Source organism: Nocardiopsis alborubida, assembly GCF_012396365.1.
Classification (GTDB): Bacteria; Actinomycetota; Actinomycetes; order Streptosporangiales; family Streptosporangiaceae; genus Nocardiopsis; species Nocardiopsis alborubida.
Window position 1 is genome coordinate 93,610 of sequence record NZ_JAAXPG010000009.1, and the last position, 24,508, is coordinate 118,117.

Consider the following 24,508-nt stretch of genomic DNA (forward strand, 5'->3'; position numbering starts at 1 on the left):
TACCGCCGCCGTTCCGCGCACAGGGTCCGCTGACACGGACGGAAGACGGCGCTACTGCGCTGGCGGGAGAGGCACAGGTGACTGACAACGGGGGCGAACGGCGGGACTCCGACGCGGAGGACTCGTGGTTCAAGCCGAGCGAGAACCGCTATCGCACACAGTCGGACTACCAGGACCCGCTCGAACCGGAGGGGACCGGTGACACGGTCTTCCCGGACAGCGGGGGGTACGCGGGGCTGAGTTCGTCCCGTCCGGCCATGGTCGAGCCCTATCCGGAGGCGCTGGGCGGACCGCCGCCGCCCGTCTCCCACGGCATCTCCTACCCGGGCGCCGGATCGTCGGCCTACCAGCCGCTGACCAGGGTCCCGGGGGAGAGCGAGGAGTCCTCCCTGCCGAGCGTCGCGGCCAGCGCCCAGGTGCCGCTCCCCTCGGAGCAGGGGACCGACCGGCCCGAGTCCTGGTCCGAGGGTCCCCGAACCCAGGAGATCCCCGTGCTGGGCGACCGGGACGCCCCGGACGCCGGACAGCCCTGGGACGCGCCCTCCCCCGCACCCGCTGAGCAGCCGTGGGGTTCCGGCACCCAGGTGAACGACGACCGGGGCAGGCCCTCCTGGGAGGCGCCGTCCGACACCGTCGACGGCGCGCGCGCCTCCTCGGCCTGGGACGCCGACGCCCCCGCCCGAGGCGGGGGCGACCGCGACGCCGCCCCGTGGGCTGACTCCTCCGGGGCCGCCGGTTCCGTGGAGGACGGTTCCGCGGGTGGGTCCCAGCCCTGGGACGCCCCGGCCTCCGTTGGGTCCGGTCAGCCGTGGGACGACACCTCCGCCTCCGGTGCGTCCGGAGGGCGGTCATGGGACGACGCTCCCGCTTCCGTTGGGTCCGGTCAGCCGTGGGACGACACCTCCGCCTCCGGTTCGTCCGGTGGTCAGCCGTGGGACGAGGCTCCCGCCGCGGACCGGCGCGATCCGCTCGACGACGGCCTGGGCCCGGCCTCGTGGGAGGCCCCGGCCTCCGGCGCGTCCGGTCAGCCGTGGGACGACACCCCGGGCCGCAGCCGTGACGCGGCCGACGACGGCCTGGGGCCCGCGTCGTGGGAGGCTCCGTCCTCCTCCGCGTCCGGCCAGCCGTGGGACGGCGCTCCCGCTTCCGGTACGTCCGGTGGTCAGCCGTGGGACGAGGCTCCCGCCGCGGACCGGCGCGATCCGCTCGACGACGGCCTGGGCCCGGCCTCGTGGGAGGCCCCGGCCTCCGGTGCCCGGTCGTGGGAGGACGACACACGCGCCTCCTCCGCCTGGGACGCGGACGCTCCCACCCGCGGCGGCGGTGACCGGGGCCTGGCTCCCCGGCCGGAGGCCTCCGGGAGCGGTGGTCCGGTGGAGGGCGCCCGGCCCTGGGACGACGCACCCGCGGGCGGTACGCGCGATCCGCTCGACGACGGTCTGGGGCCGGCCTCGTGGGAGGCCCCGTCCTCCGGTGCGGCCGGACAACCCTGGGACGGCACTCCGGGATCCGGCGCTACGGCCGACGGCGGGTTCGGGGACAGCGGCCAGCGGGACCTCGGGGCCTGGAGCGCCGAGGCTCCCGCCGCGGACCGGCGCGATCCGCTCGACGACGGTCTGGGACCGGCCTCGTGGGAGGCCCCGTCCTCCTCCGCGACCGGTCAGCCGTGGGACGACGCACCCGTGGGCGGTACGCGCGATCCGCTCGACGACGGTCTGGGCCCCGCGTCGTGGGAGACGCGGTCCCCCGCGACCGACCAGCCGTGGGGTTCCGACCCCGCCGGCGACCGCGGTGCCTGGAACACCGACCGGGGCGACCAGCCCTGGGAGGGCGACGCACGCGGCACCTCCGGCTGGGACGACGACGCTCCCGCCCGCGACCGGGACCGCGAGCGCGGCCCCGCCTCCTGGACCGATGTCCCCGGGCCCGACGGCAGTTCCTGGGAGGACGACGCCCCGGTGGACCGGCCCTGGGACGACCACGCCCCGCGGCACGGGGGCGGCGAGCGGGGTGCCGACGCCTGGGCCGACCGTCCCTACGGCGACGACGATCCCCTCGGGGGAGAAGGCGCACGCGGCAGGTCCTGGGACGACGACGAACTCGGCGGCGACCTCCGGAGCGCCGACAGGGCCCCTGCGGCGGGAGCCGGCGCCCCGGACGCCTGGTCGCCCTCCGGCCGGGCCGACGACCGGCCCGGAGCGGACTCCGGCGGTTCGTGGGGCGACGGGTACGGCGACGAGCTCTCGTCCCCCGGGCTGGGCGCGGGCACCGGCAACACCTGGGCGTTCGACCGCAACGACCCCCGGCTGCCGGACGTGGTCCGGGAGGCGGAGCAGCGCCGCAGGGAGTCCTCAGGAGGGCCGGAGACCGTCGACTGGGGAGGGCCCGACACCGGTGGGCTCTCCGCTGCGGTCCCCGACGCGGACGACCCCCTGGGCGCGATCGCCGACATGCAGTCGCGCGCCCGCTCCAGGGACCAGGACCTGCCGGAGGACCCCGACGGGGCCACCCAGATGTTCGACGCCCGGGCCCTGGCAGAGGGGGCCTGGAAGGACGACGACGGGTACCGGCGCGACGACCGCCGCGGGGACGACCGGGCGGACTACGGCCCCTACGACGACGATCCCGAGGGGCCGGAGTACGGCTATGACGGGGAGGCGGAGCGGCCGGAGCCGGAGTACGGCCACGACGACGATCCCGAGCCCGAGTTCCGCAGGGACGAGCGCGGACACCGCGACGACCGCGACGACCGCGACGACCGCGACGACTCGGAGTACGAGGACGGGTTCACCCCGGCCGACTACGGCATGCCCGCCGCGGCCCCGGCGGGACGCAGCAGGCGTCGCAAGGACCCGATCGCCGAGGACTTCCCCGGCTTCGGCGACCGCCCCCTGGGCGGTGAGGCCGGTGACGCCTACCCGGGCTACGACAGCATCGACTTCCTCGCCGACACCGAGCGGGGGGCGATGCTCACCCTGTGGCTGGGCGTCGCCTCACTGCTGCCCGGCGTGGGACTGGTCACGGCCGTCCTGGCCCTGCTGGTCACCGGGCCTCGGGCGAAGAGGGCGATCCGGGAGTCACGCGGGCAGCTGGACGGCCTCGGTCTGATCACGACCGGAACGGTCTTCGCCGTCATCGGCATCCTGGTGACGGTGATCTCCGTCGCCCTCTGGCTGCTTCTGTAGCGCGACGGCCGCCTCTCGGGGACAATCGTTCCGGGGAGGCGGCCGTCAGTCGTCGGCCGCGCTCTCGGCGAAGTGGGGCGAAGCAGCCGCGGGACCGCGTAGACTGGTGGTGACCCACGGCTACGCGAGGATCCGTTCCCACGGTTCCCGCCATGTCGCACATCGTTTTGACCGTCCTGACGGCAAGCGGTAGCCTGTGTGATTGTGCCCGTGAGTCGACGGGTCGCACATGTGTGTGCGGCGCCCGGTTCCGCAGACGAGGACCTACGGTGCGCGGCGCATGTGAACCCCCTCCCATGATTCGACCTCTCGGTCGGGTGTGAACTCGGTTTCGCCATGCGCGGGAACCAACGCGACACGCCCGACATCGGGGGTCGGCGAGGTTCGGGAAATCCAGCAGGTCAATAGCGATATCGGCTACGAGAACCGGCGTAGGTCACGAGGAAGACGGAGACGCGGTGCCCACCATCCAGCAGCTGGTCCGCAAGGGCCGACAGGACAAGGTCGCAAAGAACAAGACCCCGGCGCTGAAGGGGAGTCCGCAGCGTCGTGGTGTGTGCACTCGTGTCTACACCACCACGCCCAAGAAGCCGAACTCCGCTCTGCGCAAGGTCGCCCGAGTCAAGCTGAGCAGCCAGATCGAGGTCACGGCCTACATCCCCGGCATCGGCCACAACCTCCAGGAGCACAGCATCGTGCTCGTGCGCGGTGGCCGTGTGAAGGACCTGCCGGGTGTCCGTTACCGCATCGTGCGCGGCTCGCTCGACACGCAGGGTGTCCGTAACCGCAAGCAGGCGCGTAGCCGTTACGGCGCCAAGAAGGAGAAGTAAGCATGCCGCGCAAGGGCCCGGCGCCGAAGCGCCAGCTCATCACCGACCCGGTCTACGGCTCGCCGCTCGTCACCGCACTGATCAACAAGGTGCTGCTCGACGGCAAGCGCTCCATCGCCCAGAGCGTCGTGTACGACGCCCTGGAGGGCGCTCGCGAGAAGACCGGCCAGGACCCGCTCGTCGTCCTGAAGCGGGGTCTGGACAACGTCAAGCCCGCGCTGGAGGTCCGCAGCCGTCGCGTCGGCGGTGCGACCTACCAGGTGCCGGTCGAGGTTCGTGCCTCCCGGTCCACCACGCTGGCCCTGCGCTGGCTGGTCTCCTACGCGCGCCAGCGTCGTGAGAAGACCATGACCGAGCGCCTGATGAACGAGCTGGTCGACGCCAGCAACGGTCTCGGCGCGGCCGTCAAGAAGCGTGAGGACACGCACAAGATGGCCGAGTCGAACAAGGCCTTCGCGCACTACCGCTGGTAATTCCGGCGGGTTCGAAACAGACCGAGGGACGACGAGCCTCATGGCTGCCAAAACTGTTCTTGACCTGGCCAAGGTCCGCAACATCGGGATCATGGCTCACATCGACGCTGGTAAGACCACCACCACCGAGCGCATCCTGTTCTACACGGGTGTCAAGCACAAGCTCGGCGAGACGCACGATGGCGCCTCGACAATGGACTGGATGAAGGAAGAGCAGGAGCGGGGTATCACCATTACCTCGGCTGCCATCACCACCCATTGGAACGACAACACGATCAACATCATCGACACGCCCGGCCACGTCGACTTCACGGTCGAGGTCGAGCGGTCGCTGCGTGTGCTCGACGGTGCGGTCGCGGTGTTCGACGCCAAGGAGGGCGTCGAGCCCCAGTCGGAGCAGGTCTGGCGTCAGGCCGACCGCTACGGCGTCCCGCGTATCTGCTTCGTCAACAAGATGGACAAGATCGGCGCCGAGTTCCAGCGCTGCGTGGACATGTTCCGCGAGCGCCTGGGTGCCAACGCCATGCCGATCCAGCTGCCCATCGGCGCTGAGAGCGACTTCAAGGGTGTCATCGACCTCGTGCTGATGAAGGCCTACGTCTGGAACGACGAGGCCGCCCTCGGCGAGATGTACGACACGACCGAGATCCCCGAGAGCCACGCCGACGCCGCCCGTGAGGCCCGCGACCAGTTCATCGAGACGCTGGCCGAGGCCGACGACGAGATCATGGAGATGTACCTGGAGGGCCAGGAGCCCACCGTGGAGCAGCTCGTCCCCGCGATCCGTCGTGCGACCATCGCCGGTACGGCCGTCCCGGTCGTGTGCGGCACCGCGTTCAAGAACAAGGGCGTTCAGCCCCTGCTCGACACGGTCACCGCCTACCTCCCCTCGCCCCTGGACGTCGAGGCCATCGAGGGCCACGACCCCAAGGACGAGACCGAGGAGACCAAGCTCGTCCGCAAGCCGAGCAACGACGAGCCGCTGTCGGCCCTGGTCTTCAAGATCGCGAGCGACCCGCACCTGGGCAAGCTCTCCTACGTGCGCATCTACTCCGGTGTCCTCCAGACGGGCACCCAGGTGCTCAACAGCCTCAAGGGCCGCAAGGAGCGCATCGGCAAGATCTACCGCATGCACTCCAACAAGCGCGAGGAGATCGCCGAGGTCGGCGCCGGCGACATCGTCGCCGTCATGGGCCTCAAGGACACCACGACCGGTGAGACCCTGTGCGACCAGGCGAACCCGATCGTCCTGGAGTCCATGACCTTCCCGGCTCCGGTCATCGAGGTGGCCATCGAGCCCAAGACCAAGAGCGACCAGGAGAAGCTGGGCATCGCGATCCAGCGCCTCGCGGACGAGGACCCCTCGTTCCAGGTCGCCACGGACGACCAGACCGGTCAGACCGTGATCTCGGGCATGGGCGAGCTGCACCTCGAGGTGCTCGTCAACCGCATGCGCGACGAGTTCAAGGTCGAGGCGAACATCGGCAAGCCCCAGGTGGCCTACCGCGAGACCATTCGCAAGAAGGTCGAGGGGCACACCTACACCCACAAGAAGCAGACCGGTGGGTCGGGCCAGTTCGCCAAGGTCAAGATCGACATCGAGCCCCTGGAGACCGAGAGCGGCGACGCCTCGGGCTACGAGTTCGTCAACGCCGTCACCGGTGGCCGTATCCCGAGGGAGTACATCCCCTCGGTCGACGCCGGCTGCCAGGAGGCCGCCGAGCTGGGCGTGCTCGCGCACTACCCGCTCGTCGGCGTCAAGGTGACGCTCCAGGACGGTCAGTACCACGAGGTCGACTCCTCCGAGATGGCCTTCAAGACCGCCGGTTCGATCGCCTTCAAGGAGATCGTCAAGCTGGCCAAGCCGACTCTCCTGGAGCCGGTCATGGCTGTCGAGGTCACCACTCCCGAGGAGTACATGGGTGACGTGATCGGCGACCTGAACTCCCGTCGTGGACAGATCCAGTCCATGGACGAGCGTTCCGGCGTCCGTCTCGTCAAGGCCCTCGTGCCCCTCTCCGAAATGTTCGGCTACGTGGGTGACCTGCGCAGCCGCACGCAGGGTCGAGCCAACTACTCGATGGTGTTCGACTCCTACGCGGAGGTTCCGTCCGCTGTCGCCCAAGAAATTGTGGCGAAGGTCCGCGGCGAATAGTCGCGAACACGTAACCAGCCCGCTCCCCGTCCACGCGGGGAGCGAGCACCAGACAGCTCTGTACGTCTAGGAGACATCCAGTGGCGAAAGCAAAGTTCGAGCGGACTAAGCCGCACGTCAACATCGGCACCATCGGTCACATCGACCACGGCAAGACCACGCTGACCGCGGCCATCACCAAGGTGCTGCACGACGCGTACCCGGAGCTGAACCCGTTCACGCCGTTCGAGGACATCGACAACGCTCCTGAGGAGCGCGAGCGCGGTATCACCATCTCCGTCGCCCACGTCGAGTACCAGACCGAGGCGCGTCACTACGCCCACGTGGACTGCCCCGGTCACGCCGACTACGTGAAGAACATGATCACGGGTGCGGCGCAGATGGACGGCGCCATCCTGGTCGTGGCCGCCACCGACGGCCCGATGCCGCAGACCAAGGAGCACGTGCTCCTGGCCCGCCAGGTCGGCGTGCCCTACATCGTGGTGGCCCTGAACAAGGCCGACATGGTGGACGACGAGGAGATCTTCGAGCTCGTCGAGCTCGAGGTCCGTGAGCTCCTCAGCGAGTACGAGTTCCCCGGCGACGACGTTCCCGTCACCAAGGTCTCCGCGCTCAAGGCGCTGGAGGGCGACGAGGAGTGGGGCAAGGCCGTCCTGGAGCTCATGGGCACCGTGGACCAGTTCATCCCCGAGCCCGAGCGTGACACCGACAAGCCCTTCCTCATGCCGATCGAGGACGTCTTCTCGATCACCGGTCGCGGCACCGTCGTCACCGGTCGCATCGAGCGCGGCATCGTCAACGTCAACGAGACCGTGGACATCGTCGGCATCAAGGACGAGAAGCAGACCACCACGGTCACCGGTGTCGAGATGTTCCGCAAGCTGCTCGACCAGGGCCAGGCCGGCGACAACGTCGGTCTGCTCCTGCGCGGCATCAAGCGCGAGGACGTCGAGCGCGGCCAGGTCGTCATCAAGCCCGGTACGACCACCCCGCACACCGAGTTCGAGGCCCAGGTCGTCATCCTGTCCAAGGACGAGGGTGGCCGCCACACGCCGTTCTTCAACAACTACCGCCCGCAGTTCTACTTCCGCACGACCGACGTCACCGGCGTCGTGACGCTGCCGGAGGGCACCGAGATGGTCATGCCCGGTGACAACACCGAGATGACCGTCCAGCTCATCCAGCCGGTCGCCATGGAGGACGGTCTGAAGTTCGCCATCCGCGAGGGTGGCCGGACCGTGGGCGCGGGTCGCGTCACGAAGATCCTCAAGTAGTACCCGTGCGGGGGCGGCCCCTTCCGGAGCCGTCCCCGCCATGGTGGGTGGGCCGTGGGTCCACGGCCCGCCCGCCAGCACACAAGACGTCATCGGGCTCTGTGACGGTGACGCACCGCAGGGGCAAGCCCTGTTGCGGTTTCTCAAGGGAATAGGGGCTCACGGCTGCAACGGCGGATCCGCCGGGCCTGGGCGTCTGTGACCGGGACAGCTCACCGTTACGGACACTGAAGCGAAGGACGAACAGGCCACATGGCGGGACAGAAGATCCGCATTCGGCTAAAGGCCTATGACCACGAGGTCATCGACAGCTCGGCTCGCAAGATCGTCGAGACCGTGACGCGAACTGGCGCACAGGTCGCGGGCCCGGTGCCGCTGCCGACGGAGAAGAACGTTTACTGCGTCATCCGATCGCCGCACAAGTACAAGGACTCGCGCGAGCACTTCGAGATGCGCACGCACAAGCGGCTGATCGACATCATCGACCCCACGCCGAAGACGGTGGACTCGCTCATGCGACTCGACCTCCCGGCGGGCGTTGACATCGAGATCAAGCTTTAAGGACGCACAGACATGGCCACCAAGCAGATCAAGGGAGTTCTGGGCGAAAAGCTCGGCATGACCCAGGTCTTCGACGACACGGGCAAGATGGTGCCCGTGACGGTTCTGAAGGCCGGTCCGTGCGTCGTGAGCCGCATCCGGACTCCGGACACCGATGGCTACTCCGCCATCCAGCTCGGCTACGGGCAGATCAACCCGCGCAAGGTCAACAAGCCCCTCGGCGACTACCTGCGCAGCCACGACCTGACCCCGCGCCGCCACTACGTCGAGGTCCGCACGGTCGACGCCACCGAGTACACGCTCGGCCAGGAGGTCACCGCGGACAGCTTCGAGATCGGCCAGAAGGTCGACGTCACGGGTAAGAGCAAGGGCAAGGGCTTCGCCGGTGTGATGAAGCGCCACGGTTTCCGCGGCCTCTCCGCCTCGCACGGCACCCAGCGCAAGCACCGCTCGCCCGGTTCCATCGGCGGCTGCGCCACGCCCGGACGCGTGTTCAAGGGCATGCGCATGGCCGGTCGCATGGGCAACGTGCGCAAGACCGTCCAGAACCTGACCGTCCACTCCGTGGACGCGGAGAAGGGGCTCATCCTGGTCAAGGGTGCCGTCCCCGGTCCCAACGGCGGTCTGGTGCTCGTCCGCACCGCTGTGAAGGGGGACAAGTAAGCCATGGCCCAGATCGAGGTCAAGAACCCCGAGGGCGGCGCCAAGGGCAGCGTCGAGCTGCCGGACAGCGTCTTCGCCCAGAAGGTCAGCATCCCGCTGATCCACCAGGTCGTGAACGCCCAGCTCGCCGCTGGCCGTCAGGGCACCCACGCCACCAAGACCCGCGGCGAGGTCCGCGGCGGTGGCAAGAAGCCCTACCGCCAGAAGGGCACCGGCCGGGCCCGCCAGGGTTCCATCCGCGCCCCGCAGTACACCGGCGGCGGCACGGTCCACGGACCCCAGCCTCGCGACTACAGCCAGCGCACCCCCAAGAAGATGAAGGCCGCCGCCCTGCGCGCAGCCCTCTCCGACCGGGCGCGCCACGGCCGCATCCACGTCGTCAGCCAGTTCGTGGCCGAGGACCTGGAGAGCAAGTTCACGCAGACCGCTCTGAAGACGCTGCGCCAGGTCACCGAGTCCGACAAGGTCCTGGTGGTGCTGGCCCGCGAGGACGAGCACAACCGGCGCGCCCTGCGCAACGTCGAAGAGGTGCACATCCTCGACGCGGACCAGGTGAACACCTACGACGTCCTCTACTCGGACGACGTGGTCTTCACCGAGGCGGGCTACGCCGAGTTCCTGGCCCACGCGGCCGGTGCCTCGAAGGCCGCGCAGTCCGAGGAGGACGACCAGTGAGGATCGCCGACCACCGGGACATCATCGTCGAGCCGGTGATCTCCGAGAAGAGCTACGGGCTCATGGACGAGAACAAGTACACGTTCATCGTCCGCCCGGACGCCAACAAGACCCAGATCAAGATCGCGATCGAGAAGATCTTCGAGGTGAAGGTCACGAGCGTGAACACGATCAACCGCAAGGGCAAGCGCAAGCGCACCCGCTTCGGTTACGGGAAGCGTCCCGACACCAAGCGTGCGATCGTCAGCGTCGCCGAGGGCGACCGGATCGACATCTTCGGTGTCTGACCTCTCCCGGGTCTGACCGCTACACACCAAGCAACACGTAAAGGAATGCGCGAAGAAGATGGGCATTCGTAAGTACAAGCCGACGACGCCGGGTCGTCGCGGCTCCAGCGTGAGCGACTTCGTCGAGATCACGCGCTCGGAGCCCGAGAAGTCCCTGGTGCGTCCGCTCCACTCCAAGGGCGGCCGCAACGGCCACGGCCGGATCACCGCCCGTCACCAGGGTGGTGGCCACAAGCGCGCCTACCGCGTGATCGACTTCCGTCGTCACGACAAGGACGGCGTGCCGGCCAAGGTCGCGCACATCGAGTACGACCCGAACCGCACCGCGCGCATCGCGCTGCTCCACTACGTGGACGGCGAGAAGCGCTACATCCTGGCTCCGGCCGGCCTCAAGCAGGGCGACCGGGTCGAGAACGGTCCGCAGTCCGACATCAAGCCCGGCAACTGCCTCCCGCTGCGCAACATCCCCACGGGTACGTTCGTGCACGCGGTCGAGCTGAAGCCGGGTGGCGGCGCCAAGCTGGGCCGCTCCGCGGGCTCGCAGATCCAGCTCCTGGCCAAGGAGGGCAAGTACGCCACGCTGCGTATGCCCTCCGGCGAGATGCGCATGGTGGAGATCACCTGCCGCGCGACCGTCGGCCAGGTGGGCAACGCCGAGCAGTCCAACATCAACTGGGGCAAGGCCGGCCGCTCCCGCTGGAAGGGCAAGCGCCCGACCGTCCGTGGTGTCGTGATGAACCCGGTCGACCACCCCCACGGTGGTGGCGAGGGCAAGACCTCCGGCGGCCGTCACCCGGTCAGCCCCTGGGGTAAGAAGGAAGGCCGGACCCGGGCCAAGAACAAGGCCAGCGACAAGCTCATCGTGCGGCGTCGGCGTAGCGGTAAGAAGAAGCGGTAAGGAGCACGTCTGATGCCACGTAGCCTTAAGAAGGGTCCCTTCGTCGACGACCACCTCATCAAGAAGGTGGAGTCGCAGAACGAGAAGGGGACCAAGAACGTCATCAAGACGTGGTCCCGGCGGTCCATGATCGTTCCGGAGATGATCGGTCACACGATCGCCGTCCACGACGGCCGCAAGCACGTCCCCGTGTTCGTGTCCGAGTCGATGGTCGGCCACAAGCTCGGTGAGTTCGCTCCCACGCGTACTTTCCGCAGCCACGTCAAGGAAGACCGCCGTAGCCGCCGTTAGCGGTTGCAGCAGGAGAAAGAACCATTTCTCCACGGTGAGTGGAGATGAATTTCCGTGAGCGAGGGAAAAGCGATGGGAACGAGGGCACAGGCACGGTTCGTCCGTGTTACGCCCCGAAAGGCCCGCCGGGTGGTGGACCTTATTCGCGGGTTGCCCGCTGACGAGGCACAGGCGGTGCTCCGGTTCGCGCCCCAGTCGGCGAGCGAGCCCGTTGGCAAGGTGCTGGCTAGTGCCATCGCCAACGCCGAGCACAACGACAAGCTGGACCGCGGGACGCTGGTGGTCGAAGGCGCGTGGGTGGACGAGGGTCCGACCCTGAAGCGCATTCGCCCGCGAGGCTTCGGCCGCGCCTTCCGGGTGACCAAGCGCACGAGCCACATCACCGTGGTCGTCGCTGAGCGCTCGGGCGCCTCGTCCAAGACGAAGGAAAGGACCCGATAGTGGGGCAGAAGGTAAACCCGCACGGGTTCCGCCTCGGCATCACCACCGACTTCAAGAGCCGTTGGTACGCCGACAAGTCCTACAAGGACTACGTCAAGGAAGACGTCGCGATCCGTCGGATGCTGACCCGTGGCATGGAGCGCGCGGGCATCTCCAAGGTGGAGATCGAGCGCACCCGTGACCGCGTCCGTGTTGACGTCTACACCGCCCGGCCGGGCATCGTCATCGGCCGCCGCGGCGTCGAGGCCGACCGCATCCGGACGGACCTGGAGAAGCTGACCGGCAAGCAGGTCCAGCTGAACGTCTTCGAGGTCAAGAACCCCGAGATCGACGCGCAGCTCGTCGCCCAGGGCGTCGCCGAGCAGCTGAGCAGCCGCGTGGCCTTCCGCCGCGCGATGCGCAAGGCCATGCAGACCGCGATGAAGAGCGGTGCCAAGGGCATCCGCATCCAGTGCGGTGGCCGTCTGGGCGGGGCCGAGATGTCGCGGTCGGAGTTCTACCGCGAGGGTCGTGTGCCGCTGCACACGCTGCGCGCCGACATCGACTACGGCTTCTTCGAGGCCCGTACGACCTTCGGCCGCATCGGTGTGAAGGTCTGGATCTACAAGGGTGACGCGCCCGCCACCCGCGCCGAGCGCGAGGCGGCCCAGGCCGCGCAGCGCTCCGCCGGCGGCGGTGGCGGCGGTGGCGGCGGTCAGCGCCGCGAGCGCCCCCAGCGTCGTCGTCGCGGTGGCGCCGGTGGCGGTCAGCCGCAGAACGCCGAGGCCAAGGCCCCGGCCGAGTCCGCGAAGTCCGAGGGGAGCTGACCAGTGCTTATTCCTCGTAAGGTCAAGTACCGCAAGCAGCACCACCCGGATCTGCGCGGCAAGGCCAAGGGCGGCACGACGGTCAGTTTCGGCGAGTTCGGCATCCAGGCCCTGGAGTCGGCCTACGTGACGAACCGTCAGATCGAGTCCGCTCGTATCGCCATGACGCGTCACATCAAGCGTGGCGGCAAGGTGTGGATCAACATCTTCCCGGACCGCCCGCTGACCAAGAAGCCCGCCGAGGTCCGCATGGGTTCCGGTAAGGGCTCCCCGGAGTGGTGGGTCGCGCCGGTCAAGCCCGGTCGCGTGATGTTCGAGCTGTCGGGCGTGCCCGAGGCCATCGCCAAGGAGGCGATGCGTCGTGCGATGCACAAGCTCCCGATGAAGTGCAAGTTCGTTACGCGGGAGGGGGAGTGATGGCCAAGTCCGTGACTGCCCATGAGCTCCGTGACCAGTCCGTCGAGGACCTGGTCGCCAAGCTCAAGGAAGCCAAGGAAGAGCTGTTCAACCTCCGCTTCCAGGCCGCCACCGGCCAGCTCGACAACCACAGCCGACTGCGTACCGTCAAGCGCGAGATCGCCCGGATCTACACGATCCTGCGTGAGCACGAGCTGGGTATCGCCCCGCTGTCTGGTGAGTCGGCGCAGGAGAAGGAAGCAGCCGAATGAGTGAGAACCAGACCGCGACCCGCAACTACCGCAAGGTGCGCGAGGGCTACGTCGTCAGCGACAAGATGGACAAGACCGTCGTCGTCGAGGTCGAGGACCGCATCACGCACGCCAGGTACGGCAAGGTCATCCGTCGCACGTCCAAGTACAAGGCGCACGACGAGGCGAACTCCTGTGGTGTGGGCGACCTGGTCCGACTGATGGAGACCAGGCCGCTCTCCGCGACGAAGCGTTGGCGCGTCGTGGAGATCCTGGAGAAGGCTAAGTAACCCCAGCCTGTCGGCGGCCGACACCCGTGTCGGCCGCCGATCCCAGGGGTGAGACCACCTAGCCGTGCGGCAGTGGACCGCACGCATCACATCAGGAGCAGACGTGATTCAGCAGGAGTCGCGACTCAAGGTCGCCGACAACACGGGTGCCAAGGAGATCCTCACCATCCGTGTTCTCGGTGGCTCGGGTCGGCGCTACGCCGGGATCGGCGACACCATCGTCGCCACGGTGAAGGACGCCCTGCCTGGCGCTGGAGTCAAGAAGGGCGACGTCGTCAAGGCCGTTGTCGTGCGCACCGTCAAGGAGCGCCGCCGGCCCGACGGCTCCTACATCCGCTTCGATGAGAACGCTGCCGTGCTCATCAAGGACGGTGGGGACCCGCGAGGCACCCGCATCTTCGGCCCGGTCGGCCGCGAGCTGCGTGACAAGAAGTACATGCGCATCATTTCGCTGGCGCCGGAGGTGCTCTAAGCGATGAAGATCAAATCTGGCGACGAGGTCATCGTTCTCGCCGGCAAGAACCGGGGTGCCACCGGCAAGGTCGTCAAGGCCCTGCCGAAGGAAGACCGTGTCGTTGTCGAGGGCGTCAACCTGGTCAAGAAGCACAGGAAGGCCAACCCGGCGGGCGGCCAGCAGGGCGAGGTCGTCACCAAGGAGGCCCCCATCCACGTGAGCAACGTCGCGCTCGTGGAGGATGGCAAGGCCACCCGGGTCGGCTACCGCTTCGAGGAAGACGGAACCAAGGTTCGCGTCTCCCGCCGCACCGGTAAGGACATCTGATGACGGTTACCAACGACATCACCGCCCCTCCGATGCCGCGGCTCAAGGAGAAGTACCGGAACGAGATCGTCGCTGCCCTCAAGGAGGAGCACGACATCGCCAACATCATGCAGGTCCCCGGTCTGACGAAGATCGTGGTCAACATGGGTGTGGGCGAGGCGGCTCGTGACGCGAAGCTGATCCAGGGCGCGGTCGCCGACCTGTCGGCGATCACCGGCCAGAAGCCGCGGATCAACCGGGCCAAGAACTCCATCGCGCAGTTCAAGCTGCGCGAGGGTCAGCCGATCGGCGCCAGCGTCACGCTGCGCGGCGACCGGATGTGGGAGTTCCTCGACCGGCTGCTCTCGCTGGCCCTGCCCCGTATCCGGGACTTCCGTGGCCTTTCCCCGAAGCAGTTCGACGGGAACGGCAACTACACCTTCGGGCTGACCGAGCAGGTCATGTTCCACGAGGTGGACCCGGACAAGGTCGACCGGCAGCGTGGGATGGACATCACGGTCGTCACCACCGCCACGAGCGACGAACAGGGCCGCAGCCTGCTCAAGCGGCTCGGTTTCCCGTTCAAGGAAGCCTGAGGGGTAAGCACACATGGCCAAGAAGTCGCTGATCGCGAAGTCGCAGCGGAAGCCGAAGTTCGCCGTTCGCGCGTATACTCGATGCTCGCGGTGCGGCCGCCCGCGCGCCGTCTTCCGGAAGTTCGGCCTGTGCCGTATCTGCTTCCGTGAGATGGCCCACCGGGGCGAGCTGCCCGGTATCACCAAGTCGAGCTGGTAGTTTCCGGCGGGGCCGACCGGTCGCTCTCCCCTGAGCGCACGGAGTCGGCCCCCCGAAGCGCCATCCTCGGCGCGCACAGCGTCCGTGACCGCACGATGCGGCACGGTCCGGCAACATCCAACCACCAGGGCACGGCAGTCCCGAAGGGGACCGCGGTGCCCACGACCACGCCGTAGGTCCGTTTGTGCATCTTCGCGGGAGTACCCGCGCAAGGGCAGGCTCTGGGAAAGCCCGCACTCGGAAACCGCGGTGAGGAAGGGCCAGTCGGCCATGACGATGACCGACCCGATCGCAGACATGCTCACGCGTCTGCGCAACGCGAATTCGGCTTACCACGACACCGTGGGAATGCCGTATTCCAAGATCAAGGCGCACATCGCCGAGATCCTCCAGCAGGAGGGCTTCATTCAGGGCTGGCGGACCGAGGAGGCCCCCGTGGGCCAGAACCTCGTCCTGGACCTGAAGTACGGCCCCACCCGGGAGCGTTCCATCGCGGGCATCCGCCGGGTCTCCAAGCCCGGTCTGCGGGTGTACGCCAAGAAGGAGAACCTGCCGCGGGTGCTGGGTGGCCTCGGCGTGGCGATCATTTCGACGTCCGGTGGCCTGATGACCGAAAAGCAGGCCAAGAAGCGTGGCGTGGGCGGCGAAGTCCTCGCCTACGTCTGGTAACAGGGAGAGATTGAAGCATGTCGCGAATCGGTCGACTGCCGCTCTCGGTCCCCAAGGGCGTCGAAGTCACGATTAACGGGCAGGACGTCACCGTCAAGGGTCCGAAGGGCGAGCTGAAGCACACCGTCGCCGAGCCGATCACCGTGGCCCTCGAAGACGGGGTTATCACGGTGGCGCGTCCGGACGACAAGCCGGAGAACCGCTCGCTGCACGGTCTTACCCGTGCGCTCATCGCCAACCTCGTCGAGGGCGTGGCCAAGGGTTACACCAAGACGCTGGAGATCCACGGTGTGGGTTACCGCGTCCAGGCCCGCGGCTCCAACCTGGAGTTCTCGCTGGGCTACAGCCACCCCGTCGTGGTCGAGCCCCCCGCGGGCATCACCTTCCGCGTGGAGAAGCCGACCATCCTCCACGTCGAGGGCATCGACAAGCAGTTGGTGGGCCAGGTCGCCGCGAACATCCGCGGTCTGCGCAAGCCTGACCCGTACAAGGCCAAGGGCGTGCGGTACCAGGGTGAGCACATCCGCCGCAAGGCCGGAAAGGCTGGTAAGTAGGCATGGGTAGCACCGTGAGCCGCAAGCGGACCACCAAGCGCGCCACCTCCCGTGCGCGCCGCCAGTTCCGCGTCCGCAAGAAGGTCGTGGGTACCGCCGAGCGTCCGCGCCTGGCCGTGTTCCGCTCCTCCAAGCACATCGTCGCGCAGGTCATCGACGACACCAGGGGTCACACCCTGGCCGCCGCCTCCAGTGTCGAGGCCGATCTGCGCGCCGACGAGGGCACCAAGTCCGACAAGTCCGTCAAGGTCGGTCAGCTCATCGCCGAGCGCGCCAAGGCCGCCGGTGTCTCCGCGGTCGTCTTCGACCGCGGCGGCAACCAGTACGCCGGTCGTATCGCCAAGCTCGCCGACGCGGCGCGCGAGGGCGGGCTGGAGTTCTAGCGATGACCTCTGCAACGGCCAAGATCAACCACGAGAAGAGGAACCACTGATGGCTGCAGCACCGCGGCGCGGCGCCGGTGGCGAGCGGCGTGATCGCCGTGACGATCGCCGCGGCGGCGCCGCAGACAAGGGTGTCTCCTACATCGAGAAGGTCGTGACCATCAACCGGGTCGCGAAGGTCGTCAAGGGCGGCCGTCGCTTCTCCTTCACCGCCCTGGTCGTCGTCGGCGACGGCAACGGCATGGTCGGTGTCGGTTACGGCAAGGCCAAGGAGGTCCCGGCCGCGATCGCCAAGGGTGTCGAGGAGGCGAAGAAGAACTTCTTCCGCGTTCCCCGCATCCAGGGCACGATCGTGCACCGGGTCCAGGGCGAGGACGCGGCCGGCGTCGTCCTGCTCCGTCCGGCCGCTCCGGGTACCGGCGTCATCGCCGGTGGCCCCGTGCGCGCCGTGCTGGAGTGCGCCGGCATCCACGACGTGCTGAGCAAGTCGCTCGGCTCGTCCAACCCGCTGAACATCGTGCACGCCACCGTGGCGGCTCTGAAGGGCATCAACCAGCCCGAGGAGATCGCCGCCCGCCGTGGCCTGCCGATCGAGGACGTCGCCCCGGCTGCCATGCTGCGTGCTCGCGCTGAGGCGAAGGCAGGAGCCTGACCATGGCCAAGCTCAAGATCACGCAGACCCGCTCCAAGATCGGCGGCAAGGTGAAGCAGCACGCTGCTCTCCAGTCGCTGGGTCTGGGCCGGATCGGCAAGTCCACCGTCCGTGAGGACCGCCCTGAGGTTCGCGGGCAGATCACGATCGTCGCGCACCTCGTCTCTGTCGAGGAGGTTGCCGAATGAGCGACTACAACCCCGACGAGCTGCTCAAGCTGCACCACCTGCGTCCCGCCCCGGGCTCCAACAAGGCCAAGATCCGCAAGGGTCGTGGCGAGGCGTCCAAGGGCAAGACCGCCGGTCGTGGCACCAAGGGCACGAAGGCTCGTAACACCGTCCGCCCCGGCTTCGAGGGCGGGCAGATGCCCCTCATCCGCCGGGTGCCCAAGCTCAAGGGCTTCAGCAACGCCCGGTTCAAGACGACCTACCAGGTCGTCAACCTGGACCGGCTGAGCGAGCTCTACCCCGAGGGTGGCGAGGTCACCGTCGAGAGCCTGGTCGCCAAGGGCGCGGTTCGCAAGAACCAGCTCGTCAAGGTGCTGGGTACGGGTGAGATCTCCGTCGCCGTGCAGGTGAGCGCGCACGCGTTCTCCTCCTCGGCGAAGGAGAAGATCTCCGCCGCCGGTGGCTCGACCACCGAGCTGTAGGGGGCTTCCCCGCGATGAGCGACTGGGGGCGTTCGCCCGGCAGGTCAAGGACCGGCTGGCGGACGCCCCCACGCGTTGTGAGCGGTGATCGTTATGTCTCACGAACTCAACTTCCGAGTGATCACTGTTACAGTGCCATCTGTTTGAGTTCACCGCTTGACGTACTGTGAATACTTCCGAGCAACGGGCGACCGCCCGGAGCTGACGTTCTACGACGATTCAGGATCGGCCGCGATGTCTGGAACCCGTTCCGCCGCCGAAGCTGCGCAGGAGGAGACGTGCTAGGTGCGTTCGTTCGTGCATTCCGCACGCCCGACCTGCGCAACAAGCTGCTGTTCACACTGTTCATCCTGACGATCTTCCGTCTGGGCTCTGTGATCCCGGCGCCGGGTATCAACTCCGCGGCGATCAGGGACCAGATGGAGGCGATCACCTCCTCGGACCAGTCCGGTGTGTACGCACTCGTCAACCTGTTCAGCGGCGGTGCCCTGCTGCAACTGGCGGTGTTCGCGCTCGGGGTCATGCCGTACATCACCGCGAGCATCATCATCAACCTGCTCACGGTGGTGATCCCCCGTCTGGAGGCCCTCAAGAAGGAGGGCCAGTCCGGGCAGAGCAAGATCACCCAGTACACCCGCTACCTGACGCTCATGCTCGGTGTCCTCCAGGCCACCAGCATCGTCGCCATGGCCCGGACCGGCGCCCTGTTCCAGGGGGCCATCCCGGTCAGCTCCTACATGCCCAACCAGGACATCCTGACCCTGGTGACCATCGTGTTCACGATGACCGCCGGTACCGCCATCATCATGTGGTTCGGCGAGCTCATCACCGAGCGCGGCGTGGGCAACGGCATGTCGCTGCTGATCTTCACCCAGGTCATCGCGATGTTCCCCTCCTCCATGATCGCGCTGTTCCAGGAGCGCTCGATCTGGGTCTTCGCCCTCATCTGCATCGCCGGCCTGGTGCTCATCACCGCGGTGGTCTTCATGGAGCAGGCCCAGCGCCGCATCCCGGTGCAGTACGCCAAGCGCATGGTCGGCCGCCGCATGTACGGCGGCAGCTCGACCTACATCCCGCTGAAGGTGAACCAGGCGGGCATCATCCCCGTGATCTTCGCCTCCTCGCTGCTCTACCTGCCGCAGTTGCTCGTGGGCCTCATGGGACAGGACTCCACCCATCCCGTGGCGACCTTCGTGCAGGACTACTTCCTCACCGGCACCCACCCCGTGTACATGGCGACGTTCTTCGTCATGATCATCGGCTTCGCGTTCTTCTACGTGGCGATTACCTTCAACCCCGCTGAGGTCGCCGACAACATGAAGAAGTACGGTGGGTTCATCCCGGGTATCCGACCAGGGCGTCCGACCGCCGAGTACCTCGACTACGTGTTGACGAGGCTGACGACCCCCGGATCCCTGTACCTGGGTGTGATCGCTCTCCTGCCGATGGTCGCCCTCGGCGCCACCGGCGCAAGCGCGAACTTCCCCTTCGGAGGGACGAGCATCCTGATCATGGTCGGTGTCGGGCTGGACACGGTGAAGCAGATCGAGAGTCACCTCCAGCAGAGGAACTACGAAGGTTTTCTGCGATAAATGCGAGCAGTATTGGTGGGGCCGCCTGGGGCCGGCAAAGGCACCCAGGCCCAGATCCTCGCGTCCGAACTGTCGATCCCGAAGGTGTCCACGGGGGACATCTTCCGGGCCAACGTCAGCGGTAAGACCGACCTCGGCAAGAAGGCCAAGGAGTACATGGACCGCGGTGACCTCGTCCCCGACGAGGTCACGAACGCCATGGTCAAGGACCGGCTGGCGCAGGACGACGCCGCGGCGGGCTTCCTGCTCGACGGCTTCCCGCGCAACGTCCCGCAGGCCGAGACGCTCGAAGGCATGCTGGCCGACCTCGACACCCGCCTGGACGTCGTCCTGGAGCTGAGGGTGGACGAGGACGAGGTGGTCAGGCGCCTGTCGGGACGCCGCTCGTGCCCCGAGTGCGGCCGGGTGTACCACGTGGAGTACGACGCCCCCGAGACCGCGGGCAGGTGCGACAACGAGGGCGCCGAGCTGTACCAGCGCGAGGACGACCGCGAGGAGACCATCAGGCACCGCCTCAAGGTCTACCGCGAGCAGACCGCTCCGCTGGTGGAGTTCTACGAGGCCCGGGGCCTGCTGGCCACCATCGCCGCGACGGGGACCGTGGACGAGGTGACGGCCCGCGCCAAGGCCGCCATCGAGAAGGTCGGGGCCGGCTCCTGATGTTTCGCAACACCGATCCGGACGTGCAGATCAAGACTCCGGAGCAGATCGCCAGGATGAGGGCGGCGGGCCAGGTCGTGGCCCGCGCCCTGGACACCCTCCGGGCCGCGGTGCGGCCCGGGGTGTCGACCCTGGAGCTGGACTCCCTCGCGGAGAAGGTCATCCGCGACGCGGGCGCCGTCCCCTCCTTCAAGGGCTACCACGGTTTCCCGGGCTCCATCTGCGCCTCTGTGAACGAGGAGGTCGTCCACGGCATCCCCAGCGCTCAGCGGGTGCTGGCCGAGGGCGACATCATCTCCATCGACTGCGGGGCCATCCTGGAGGGCTGGCACGGCGACTCGGCGATCACCGTCGCGGTCGGCGAGGGCCGCCCCGAGGACCTGCGCATGATGGAGGTCTGCGAGGAGTCCATGTGGCAGGGGATCGCCGAGCTGCGTCCGGGCAGGCGCCTGGGCGACATCGGCCACGCGATCGGCGGCCACATCTCCCGCAACGGCGGCTACGGCAACGTCCGCGAGTACGGCGGCCACGGCATCGGCACCGAGATGCACATGGATCCGCACGTGCTCAACTACGGCAAGCGCGGCAAGGGCATGAGACTGGTCGAGGGCATGTGCCTGGCGATCGAGCCGATGACCACCCTGGGCCGCCACGACGTGGTGCAGCTCGACGACGGGTGGACCGTGGTGACGCGCGACGGCGGTCGCGCCGCACACTTCGAGCACACGGTCGCGGTGACCGCGGACGGGCCCGTCGTGCTGACCGCGCGCGAGTCCAACCGCGATAAAATCGCCGACATGGGGTTCGTCCAGCCAACCTGGTAGGGGTTTCGTCCCGCGCGGAGCGCGGGGCCGCTTCCGGGTGAAGATGCGAGGTGCGCGCAGTGTCCGACCCGGTGCCGTCGATACGAACGTCCGACGCGGAACGCGACCGCGTCGCCCAGCTCCTCCAGGAGCACTTCGCCCAGGGGCGACTGGACCACGAGGAGTTCACCGACCGCCTCGGCCGCGTCTACAAGGCCAGGACCACGGGCGAGCTCGCCACGGTCACCCAGGACCTCCCCGAGCGCGACCTCGCCGACATCCGCGGGGCCGCCCCCGGGGACGAGGAGTTCGCGGTGGCCCCCCGGATCAGCATGCGCGATCCGGCGCTGATGGTGCCGTGGGCCCTCTACGGCGGGGTCAACATCCTGTGCTTCGTCATCTGGCTGATCCTGTTCCTCACCACCGACTACGACTACCCGTGGTTCCTGTGGGTCATGGGACCGTGGGGCATCGTGATGGGTATCGTGACCGTGGGGGTCCTGGCCGGACAGAAGCACCACACCGACGGCGACGGGACGCCCTGACCCGGGCCCCGTGCCCGCCCGCGTCCCGGTGCGGTAGGGTGCTCCGTTCGGCGGGCGGAAGTACTTGCCGGAAGGGGATAGACTGTCCTTGCCCATACGCGGGCTGTTGGGTCAGTCTGCCTTCTTTGCGCCACGTCCTCCAACCGACGTTCGCCTTTGCAGTTGGCCTGAACTTCCAGTGTCCCTCGGCGTCGGTGACGGCCATCCGCCGTTGCCGGGGCCGTAGCGTCATGCGGGGCCACTGGGGTCGCGTCGGGTTGTCCTGATCAACCAAACGATGAGCGAGGCGTGGAAGGACATGGCCAAGAAAGACGGCGCCATCGAGATCGAGGGTTCCGTTGTCGAGTCCCTACCCAACGCTATGTTCAAGGTAGAGCTCGACAACGGGCACCAGGTCCTTGCCCACATCAGCGGCAAGATGCGGATGAACTACATCCGTATTCTCCCCGACGACCGTGTCGTCGTGGAGCTGAGCCCGTACGACCTCACGCGCGGGCGCATCGTTTACCGCTACAAGTAGCCCCTCACGGGCCTCGCGGCCCGGGAGAGTATGAGTTCGGAGTCACCATGAAGGTCAAGCCGAGCGTGAAGAAGATCTGCGCGAAGTGCCGCGTGATCCGCCGTAACGGCCGGATCATGGTCATTTGCTCGGACCCGCGGCACAAGCAGCGCCAGGGTTAGTCACCCCCGCTCCGCTCGCCGCGGCTTCACACACCGCGATCGGCCCGGCCGGTGCGTCAGCACCGCACCGGGCGCACGACACAACGAAAACCTGTTCCGACTCCCGACGCCAGTGCGGTGCGGGAGGCACCCCCGGTCGGAGGCCGGGGCCTCGTCGATTGGGCGACGAGAGGGTGGAACGGGCCAGACCTCCGCATAGGGCAACGAGGAGTTTCGCCCACATGGCACGTATCGAAGGTGTTGACCTTCCCCGCGACAAGCGGGTGGAGATCGCTCTCACGTACATCTTCGGGATCGGGCGCACGCGCGCCCTGGAGACCCTGAAGAGCACCGGCGTCGACGGCAACACGCGCGTCTACGAGCTGTCCGAGGAAGACCTCGTCAAGCTGCGCGAGTGGATCGGCTCGAACTACCAGGTCGAGGGTGACCTGCGCCGTGAGGTGCAGGGCGACATCCGCCGCAAGATGGAGATCGGTAGCTACCAGGGCATCCGCCACCGCCGTGGACTCCCCGTCCGCGGTCAGCGCACGCAGACCAACGCGCGCACCCGCAAGGGCAAGAAGAAGACCGTGGCCGGTAAGAAGAAGGCCGGTAAGAAGTAGTCCGCTCGGACTGGACTGTAAGCACGCGTCCGGGAACGACAACGGACCGATGATCTCTGGGAGTTTCGCTCATGCCGCCTAAGGGCCGTCAGGGTGCCGCGCGCAAGGTGCGCCGCAAGGAAAAGAAGAACATTGTCCACGGGCACGCTCACATCAAGAGCACGTTCAACAACACGATCGTGAGCATCACCGACCCGACCGGTGCCGTGATCTCGTGGGCCAGCTCCGGCCAGGTGGGCTTCAAGGGTTCGCGCAAGTCGACCCCCTACGCCGCGCAGATGGCCGCCGAGGCCGCTGCCCGCCGCGCCCAGGAGCACGGCGTCCGCAAGGTGGACGTCTTCGTGAAGGGCCCGGGCTCGGGCCGGGAGACCGCCATCCGCTCGCTCCAGGCGACCGGGCTGGAGGTCGGCTCCATCCAGGACGTGACGCCGGTTCCGCACAACGGCTGCCGTCCGCCCAAGCGCCGCCGGGTCTGATCCCGCATCGGCGCCCGCGCACCTACCCGCGCGGGCGCCGCGCCTGGTTCCGCGCGCTCCCCTGTGGGAGCCCGCGCGGACGGGGTAGGAATCCGAGTAGCGGACACCGAGGTGGTGTCCGCCGGGTGGCCGTCAAATAGCGGGCGGCCATGTGGAAGGGAAGACACGGACCATGTTGATCGCACAGCGTCCCACGCTCACCGAGGAAGTCGCCTCGGACCTGCGCTCGAAGTTCGTCATCGAGCCGCTGGAGCCGGGCTTCGGCTACACCATCGGCAACTCGCTTCGGCGCACCCTGCTGTCCTCCATCCCCGGCGCGGCTGTCACGAGCATCCGCATCGAGGGCGTCGAGCACGAGTTCACCACCGTGCCCGGTGTCAAGGAGGACGTCACCGAGATGATCCTCAACCTCAAGGGCCTGGTCGTCAGCTCCGAGCACGACGAGCCGGTGCTGATGTACCTGCGCAAGCAGGGCCCCGGTGTGGTGACCGCCGCGGACATCGCTCCGCCGGCCGGTGTCGAGGTGCACAACCCCGACCTGCACATCGCCACGCTCAACGGCAAGGGCAAGCTGGAGATGGAGCTGACGGTCGAGCGCGGCCGCGGCTACGTCTCGGCGACGCAGAACAAGCAGGCGGGACAGGAGATCGGCCGGATCCCGATCGACTCCATCTACTCCCCGGTCCTGCGTGTGACCTACAAGGTCGAGGCCACCCGTGTCGAGCAGCGCACCGACTTCGACCGCCTGATCGTCGACATCGAGACCAAGCCGGCCATCCGTCCCCGGGACGCGGTCGCCAGCGCGGGCAAGACCCTGGTCGAGCTGTTCGGTCTGGCGCGTGAGCTCAACGTCGACGCCGAGGGCATCGACATGGGCCCGTCGCCCACGGACGCCGCCCTGGCGGCGGACCTGGCGCTGCCGATCGAGGACCTCAACCTCACGGTCCGGTCCTACAACTGCCTCAAGCGTGAGGGCATCCACAGCGTCGGTGAGCTGGTTGCCCGCTCCGAGCAGGACCTGTTGGACATCCGCAACTTCGGTGCCAAGTCCATCGACGAGGTCAAGCAGAAGCTCGTCGACATGGGCCTGTCGCTGAAGGACTCCCCGCCCGGATTCGACCCCAGCTCGGCGGCCGACTCCTACAGCTCCGAGGACGACGAGGGCGAGTCCTTCGTCGAGACGGAGCAGTACTAACCGACCTTCGTCGCCC

Annotated in this window: 35 protein-coding genes; all 35 read left to right on the forward strand. The window is 67.9% G+C overall.

Annotated elements, in window-relative coordinates; all coding sequences use genetic code 11:
- Window positions 1-77: 77 nt before the first annotated feature.
- The 35 genes from HGB44_RS11535 to HGB44_RS11705 all read left to right on the forward strand — a co-directional run bounded on the left by HGB44_RS11535 (window position 78) and on the right by HGB44_RS11705 (window position 24,492).
- Complete coding sequence (locus HGB44_RS11535) at window positions 78-3,185, forward strand: hypothetical protein (RefSeq protein WP_061079596.1); 3,108 nt, start codon at window positions 78-80, stop codon at window positions 3,183-3,185.
- 458 nt (window positions 3,186-3,643) lie between these two features.
- On the forward strand, window positions 3,644-4,015 hold the full coding sequence (gene rpsL / locus HGB44_RS11540; protein ID WP_013156106.1) for a 30S ribosomal protein S12: 372 nt from the start codon (window positions 3,644-3,646) through the stop codon (window positions 4,013-4,015).
- Window positions 4,016-4,017: 2 nt separating this feature from the next.
- A complete protein-coding gene (gene rpsG / locus HGB44_RS11545; protein WP_013156107.1) occupies window positions 4,018-4,488 on the forward strand; it encodes a 30S ribosomal protein S7 in 471 nt (156 codons plus the stop codon).
- A gap of 40 nt (window positions 4,489-4,528) precedes the next feature.
- Window positions 4,529-6,643, forward strand: coding sequence for an elongation factor G (gene fusA, locus HGB44_RS11550; RefSeq protein ID WP_061079597.1), 2,115 nt, complete (start codon window positions 4,529-4,531; stop codon window positions 6,641-6,643).
- An 80-nt stretch (window positions 6,644-6,723) separates the two neighbouring features.
- Window positions 6,724-7,917: an elongation factor Tu gene (gene tuf, locus HGB44_RS11555; RefSeq protein ID WP_047869958.1), complete on the forward strand. Its 1,194-nt coding sequence runs from the start codon at window positions 6,724-6,726 to the stop codon at window positions 7,915-7,917.
- A gap of 252 nt (window positions 7,918-8,169) precedes the next feature.
- Window positions 8,170-8,478 (forward strand): 30S ribosomal protein S10, encoded by a 309-nt coding sequence (gene rpsJ / locus HGB44_RS11560; protein ID WP_013156110.1) that lies wholly within the window; start codon window positions 8,170-8,172, stop codon window positions 8,476-8,478.
- A 12-nt stretch (window positions 8,479-8,490) separates the two neighbouring features.
- Window positions 8,491-9,141, forward strand: a complete 651-nt coding sequence (gene rplC / locus HGB44_RS11565; RefSeq protein ID WP_017567299.1) for a 50S ribosomal protein L3 — start codon at window positions 8,491-8,493, stop codon at window positions 9,139-9,141.
- A gap of 3 nt (window positions 9,142-9,144) precedes the next feature.
- A complete protein-coding gene (rplD, locus tag HGB44_RS11570; RefSeq protein ID WP_061079598.1) occupies window positions 9,145-9,816 on the forward strand; it encodes a 50S ribosomal protein L4 in 672 nt (223 codons plus the stop codon).
- Window positions 9,813-10,103 carry a 50S ribosomal protein L23 gene (gene rplW / locus HGB44_RS11575; RefSeq protein ID WP_013156113.1) on the forward strand — a complete coding sequence of 97 codons (291 nt, stop codon included), beginning with the start codon at window positions 9,813-9,815 and terminating at the stop codon, window positions 10,101-10,103. The genes rplD and rplW overlap by 4 nt, the downstream gene beginning before the upstream one ends.
- A gap of 58 nt (window positions 10,104-10,161) precedes the next feature.
- Complete coding sequence (gene rplB / locus HGB44_RS11580; RefSeq protein WP_013156114.1) at window positions 10,162-11,001, forward strand: 50S ribosomal protein L2; 840 nt, start codon at window positions 10,162-10,164, stop codon at window positions 10,999-11,001.
- A gap of 12 nt (window positions 11,002-11,013) precedes the next feature.
- The gene (rpsS, locus tag HGB44_RS11585; protein WP_013156115.1) at window positions 11,014-11,292 is read left to right on the forward strand and encodes a 30S ribosomal protein S19; all 279 of its coding nucleotides are present in this window, start codon (window positions 11,014-11,016) and stop codon (window positions 11,290-11,292) included.
- Between the two features lie 72 nt (window positions 11,293-11,364).
- Window positions 11,365-11,733, forward strand: coding sequence for a 50S ribosomal protein L22 (gene rplV, locus HGB44_RS11590; protein WP_017567302.1), 369 nt, complete (start codon window positions 11,365-11,367; stop codon window positions 11,731-11,733).
- Window positions 11,733-12,539 carry a 30S ribosomal protein S3 gene (gene rpsC, locus HGB44_RS11595; RefSeq protein ID WP_061079599.1) on the forward strand — a complete coding sequence of 269 codons (807 nt, stop codon included), beginning with the start codon at window positions 11,733-11,735 and terminating at the stop codon, window positions 12,537-12,539. The genes rplV and rpsC overlap by 1 nt, the downstream gene beginning before the upstream one ends.
- 3 nt (window positions 12,540-12,542) lie before the next feature.
- Complete coding sequence (rplP, locus tag HGB44_RS11600; protein WP_017567304.1) at window positions 12,543-12,956, forward strand: 50S ribosomal protein L16; 414 nt, start codon at window positions 12,543-12,545, stop codon at window positions 12,954-12,956.
- A complete protein-coding gene (gene rpmC, locus HGB44_RS11605; RefSeq protein ID WP_013156119.1) occupies window positions 12,956-13,207 on the forward strand; it encodes a 50S ribosomal protein L29 in 252 nt (83 codons plus the stop codon). Before rplP ends, rpmC begins: the two co-directional genes overlap by 1 nt.
- On the forward strand, window positions 13,204-13,476 hold the full coding sequence (gene rpsQ / locus HGB44_RS11610) for a 30S ribosomal protein S17 (protein WP_013156120.1): 273 nt from the start codon (window positions 13,204-13,206) through the stop codon (window positions 13,474-13,476). Before rpmC ends, rpsQ begins: the two co-directional genes overlap by 4 nt.
- 103 nt (window positions 13,477-13,579) lie before the next feature.
- Window positions 13,580-13,948 carry a 50S ribosomal protein L14 gene (gene rplN, locus HGB44_RS11615; RefSeq protein ID WP_013156121.1) on the forward strand — a complete coding sequence of 123 codons (369 nt, stop codon included), beginning with the start codon at window positions 13,580-13,582 and terminating at the stop codon, window positions 13,946-13,948.
- Window positions 13,949-13,951: 3 nt separating this feature from the next.
- Entirely contained in the window at window positions 13,952-14,257 is a 306-nt protein-coding gene (rplX, locus tag HGB44_RS11620) for a 50S ribosomal protein L24 (RefSeq protein WP_013156122.1), read from the forward strand.
- Window positions 14,257-14,832: a 50S ribosomal protein L5 gene (rplE, locus tag HGB44_RS11625; protein ID WP_017567306.1), complete on the forward strand. Its 576-nt coding sequence runs from the start codon at window positions 14,257-14,259 to the stop codon at window positions 14,830-14,832. The genes rplX and rplE overlap by 1 nt, the downstream gene beginning before the upstream one ends.
- A 13-nt stretch (window positions 14,833-14,845) precedes the next feature.
- Entirely contained in the window at window positions 14,846-15,031 is a 186-nt protein-coding gene (locus tag HGB44_RS11630; RefSeq protein ID WP_017567307.1) for a type Z 30S ribosomal protein S14, read from the forward strand.
- 270 nt (window positions 15,032-15,301) lie between these two features.
- Window positions 15,302-15,700 (forward strand): 30S ribosomal protein S8, encoded by a 399-nt coding sequence (rpsH, locus tag HGB44_RS11635; protein ID WP_026115214.1) that lies wholly within the window; start codon window positions 15,302-15,304, stop codon window positions 15,698-15,700.
- Window positions 15,701-15,717: 17 nt separating this feature from the next.
- Window positions 15,718-16,254, forward strand: a complete 537-nt coding sequence (gene rplF, locus HGB44_RS11640; RefSeq protein WP_061079600.1) for a 50S ribosomal protein L6 — start codon at window positions 15,718-15,720, stop codon at window positions 16,252-16,254.
- Between the two features lie 2 nt (window positions 16,255-16,256).
- Window positions 16,257-16,637 carry a 50S ribosomal protein L18 gene (gene rplR, locus HGB44_RS11645; RefSeq protein ID WP_013156127.1) on the forward strand — a complete coding sequence of 127 codons (381 nt, stop codon included), beginning with the start codon at window positions 16,257-16,259 and terminating at the stop codon, window positions 16,635-16,637.
- Window positions 16,638-16,686: 49 nt separating this feature from the next.
- A complete protein-coding gene (gene rpsE, locus HGB44_RS11650; RefSeq protein ID WP_013156128.1) occupies window positions 16,687-17,289 on the forward strand; it encodes a 30S ribosomal protein S5 in 603 nt (200 codons plus the stop codon).
- Between the two features lie 2 nt (window positions 17,290-17,291).
- Window positions 17,292-17,477 carry a 50S ribosomal protein L30 gene (gene rpmD, locus HGB44_RS11655; protein WP_013156129.1) on the forward strand — a complete coding sequence of 62 codons (186 nt, stop codon included), beginning with the start codon at window positions 17,292-17,294 and terminating at the stop codon, window positions 17,475-17,477.
- Complete coding sequence (gene rplO, locus HGB44_RS11660) at window positions 17,474-17,938, forward strand: 50S ribosomal protein L15 (protein ID WP_047869966.1); 465 nt, start codon at window positions 17,474-17,476, stop codon at window positions 17,936-17,938. Before rpmD ends, rplO begins: the two co-directional genes overlap by 4 nt.
- A gap of 278 nt (window positions 17,939-18,216) precedes the next feature.
- The gene (gene secY, locus HGB44_RS11665; RefSeq protein WP_061079601.1) at window positions 18,217-19,530 is read left to right on the forward strand and encodes a preprotein translocase subunit SecY; all 1,314 of its coding nucleotides are present in this window, start codon (window positions 18,217-18,219) and stop codon (window positions 19,528-19,530) included.
- On the forward strand, window positions 19,531-20,190 hold the full coding sequence (locus tag HGB44_RS11670; RefSeq protein WP_210751497.1) for an adenylate kinase: 660 nt from the start codon (window positions 19,531-19,533) through the stop codon (window positions 20,188-20,190).
- Window positions 20,190-21,014, forward strand: coding sequence for a type I methionyl aminopeptidase (gene map / locus HGB44_RS11675; protein WP_061079603.1), 825 nt, complete (start codon window positions 20,190-20,192; stop codon window positions 21,012-21,014). Before HGB44_RS11670 ends, map begins: the two co-directional genes overlap by 1 nt.
- Before the next feature lie 59 nt (window positions 21,015-21,073).
- Window positions 21,074-21,538, forward strand: a complete 465-nt coding sequence (locus HGB44_RS11680; protein ID WP_061079604.1) for a DUF1707 domain-containing protein — start codon at window positions 21,074-21,076, stop codon at window positions 21,536-21,538.
- 298 nt (window positions 21,539-21,836) lie between these two features.
- Window positions 21,837-22,058 carry a translation initiation factor IF-1 gene (infA, locus tag HGB44_RS11685; protein ID WP_013156135.1) on the forward strand — a complete coding sequence of 74 codons (222 nt, stop codon included), beginning with the start codon at window positions 21,837-21,839 and terminating at the stop codon, window positions 22,056-22,058.
- A gap of 47 nt (window positions 22,059-22,105) precedes the next feature.
- Window positions 22,106-22,219, forward strand: a complete 114-nt coding sequence (gene rpmJ, locus HGB44_RS11690; RefSeq protein ID WP_013156136.1) for a 50S ribosomal protein L36 — start codon at window positions 22,106-22,108, stop codon at window positions 22,217-22,219.
- Between the two features lie 221 nt (window positions 22,220-22,440).
- Entirely contained in the window at window positions 22,441-22,821 is a 381-nt protein-coding gene (rpsM, locus tag HGB44_RS11695) for a 30S ribosomal protein S13 (RefSeq protein WP_047869971.1), read from the forward strand.
- Between the two features lie 71 nt (window positions 22,822-22,892).
- A complete protein-coding gene (rpsK, locus tag HGB44_RS11700; protein ID WP_013156138.1) occupies window positions 22,893-23,297 on the forward strand; it encodes a 30S ribosomal protein S11 in 405 nt (134 codons plus the stop codon).
- Window positions 23,298-23,469: 172 nt separating this feature from the next.
- Window positions 23,470-24,492, forward strand: coding sequence for a DNA-directed RNA polymerase subunit alpha (locus HGB44_RS11705; RefSeq protein WP_061079605.1), 1,023 nt, complete (start codon window positions 23,470-23,472; stop codon window positions 24,490-24,492).
- Window positions 24,493-24,508: the final 16 nt, after the last annotated feature.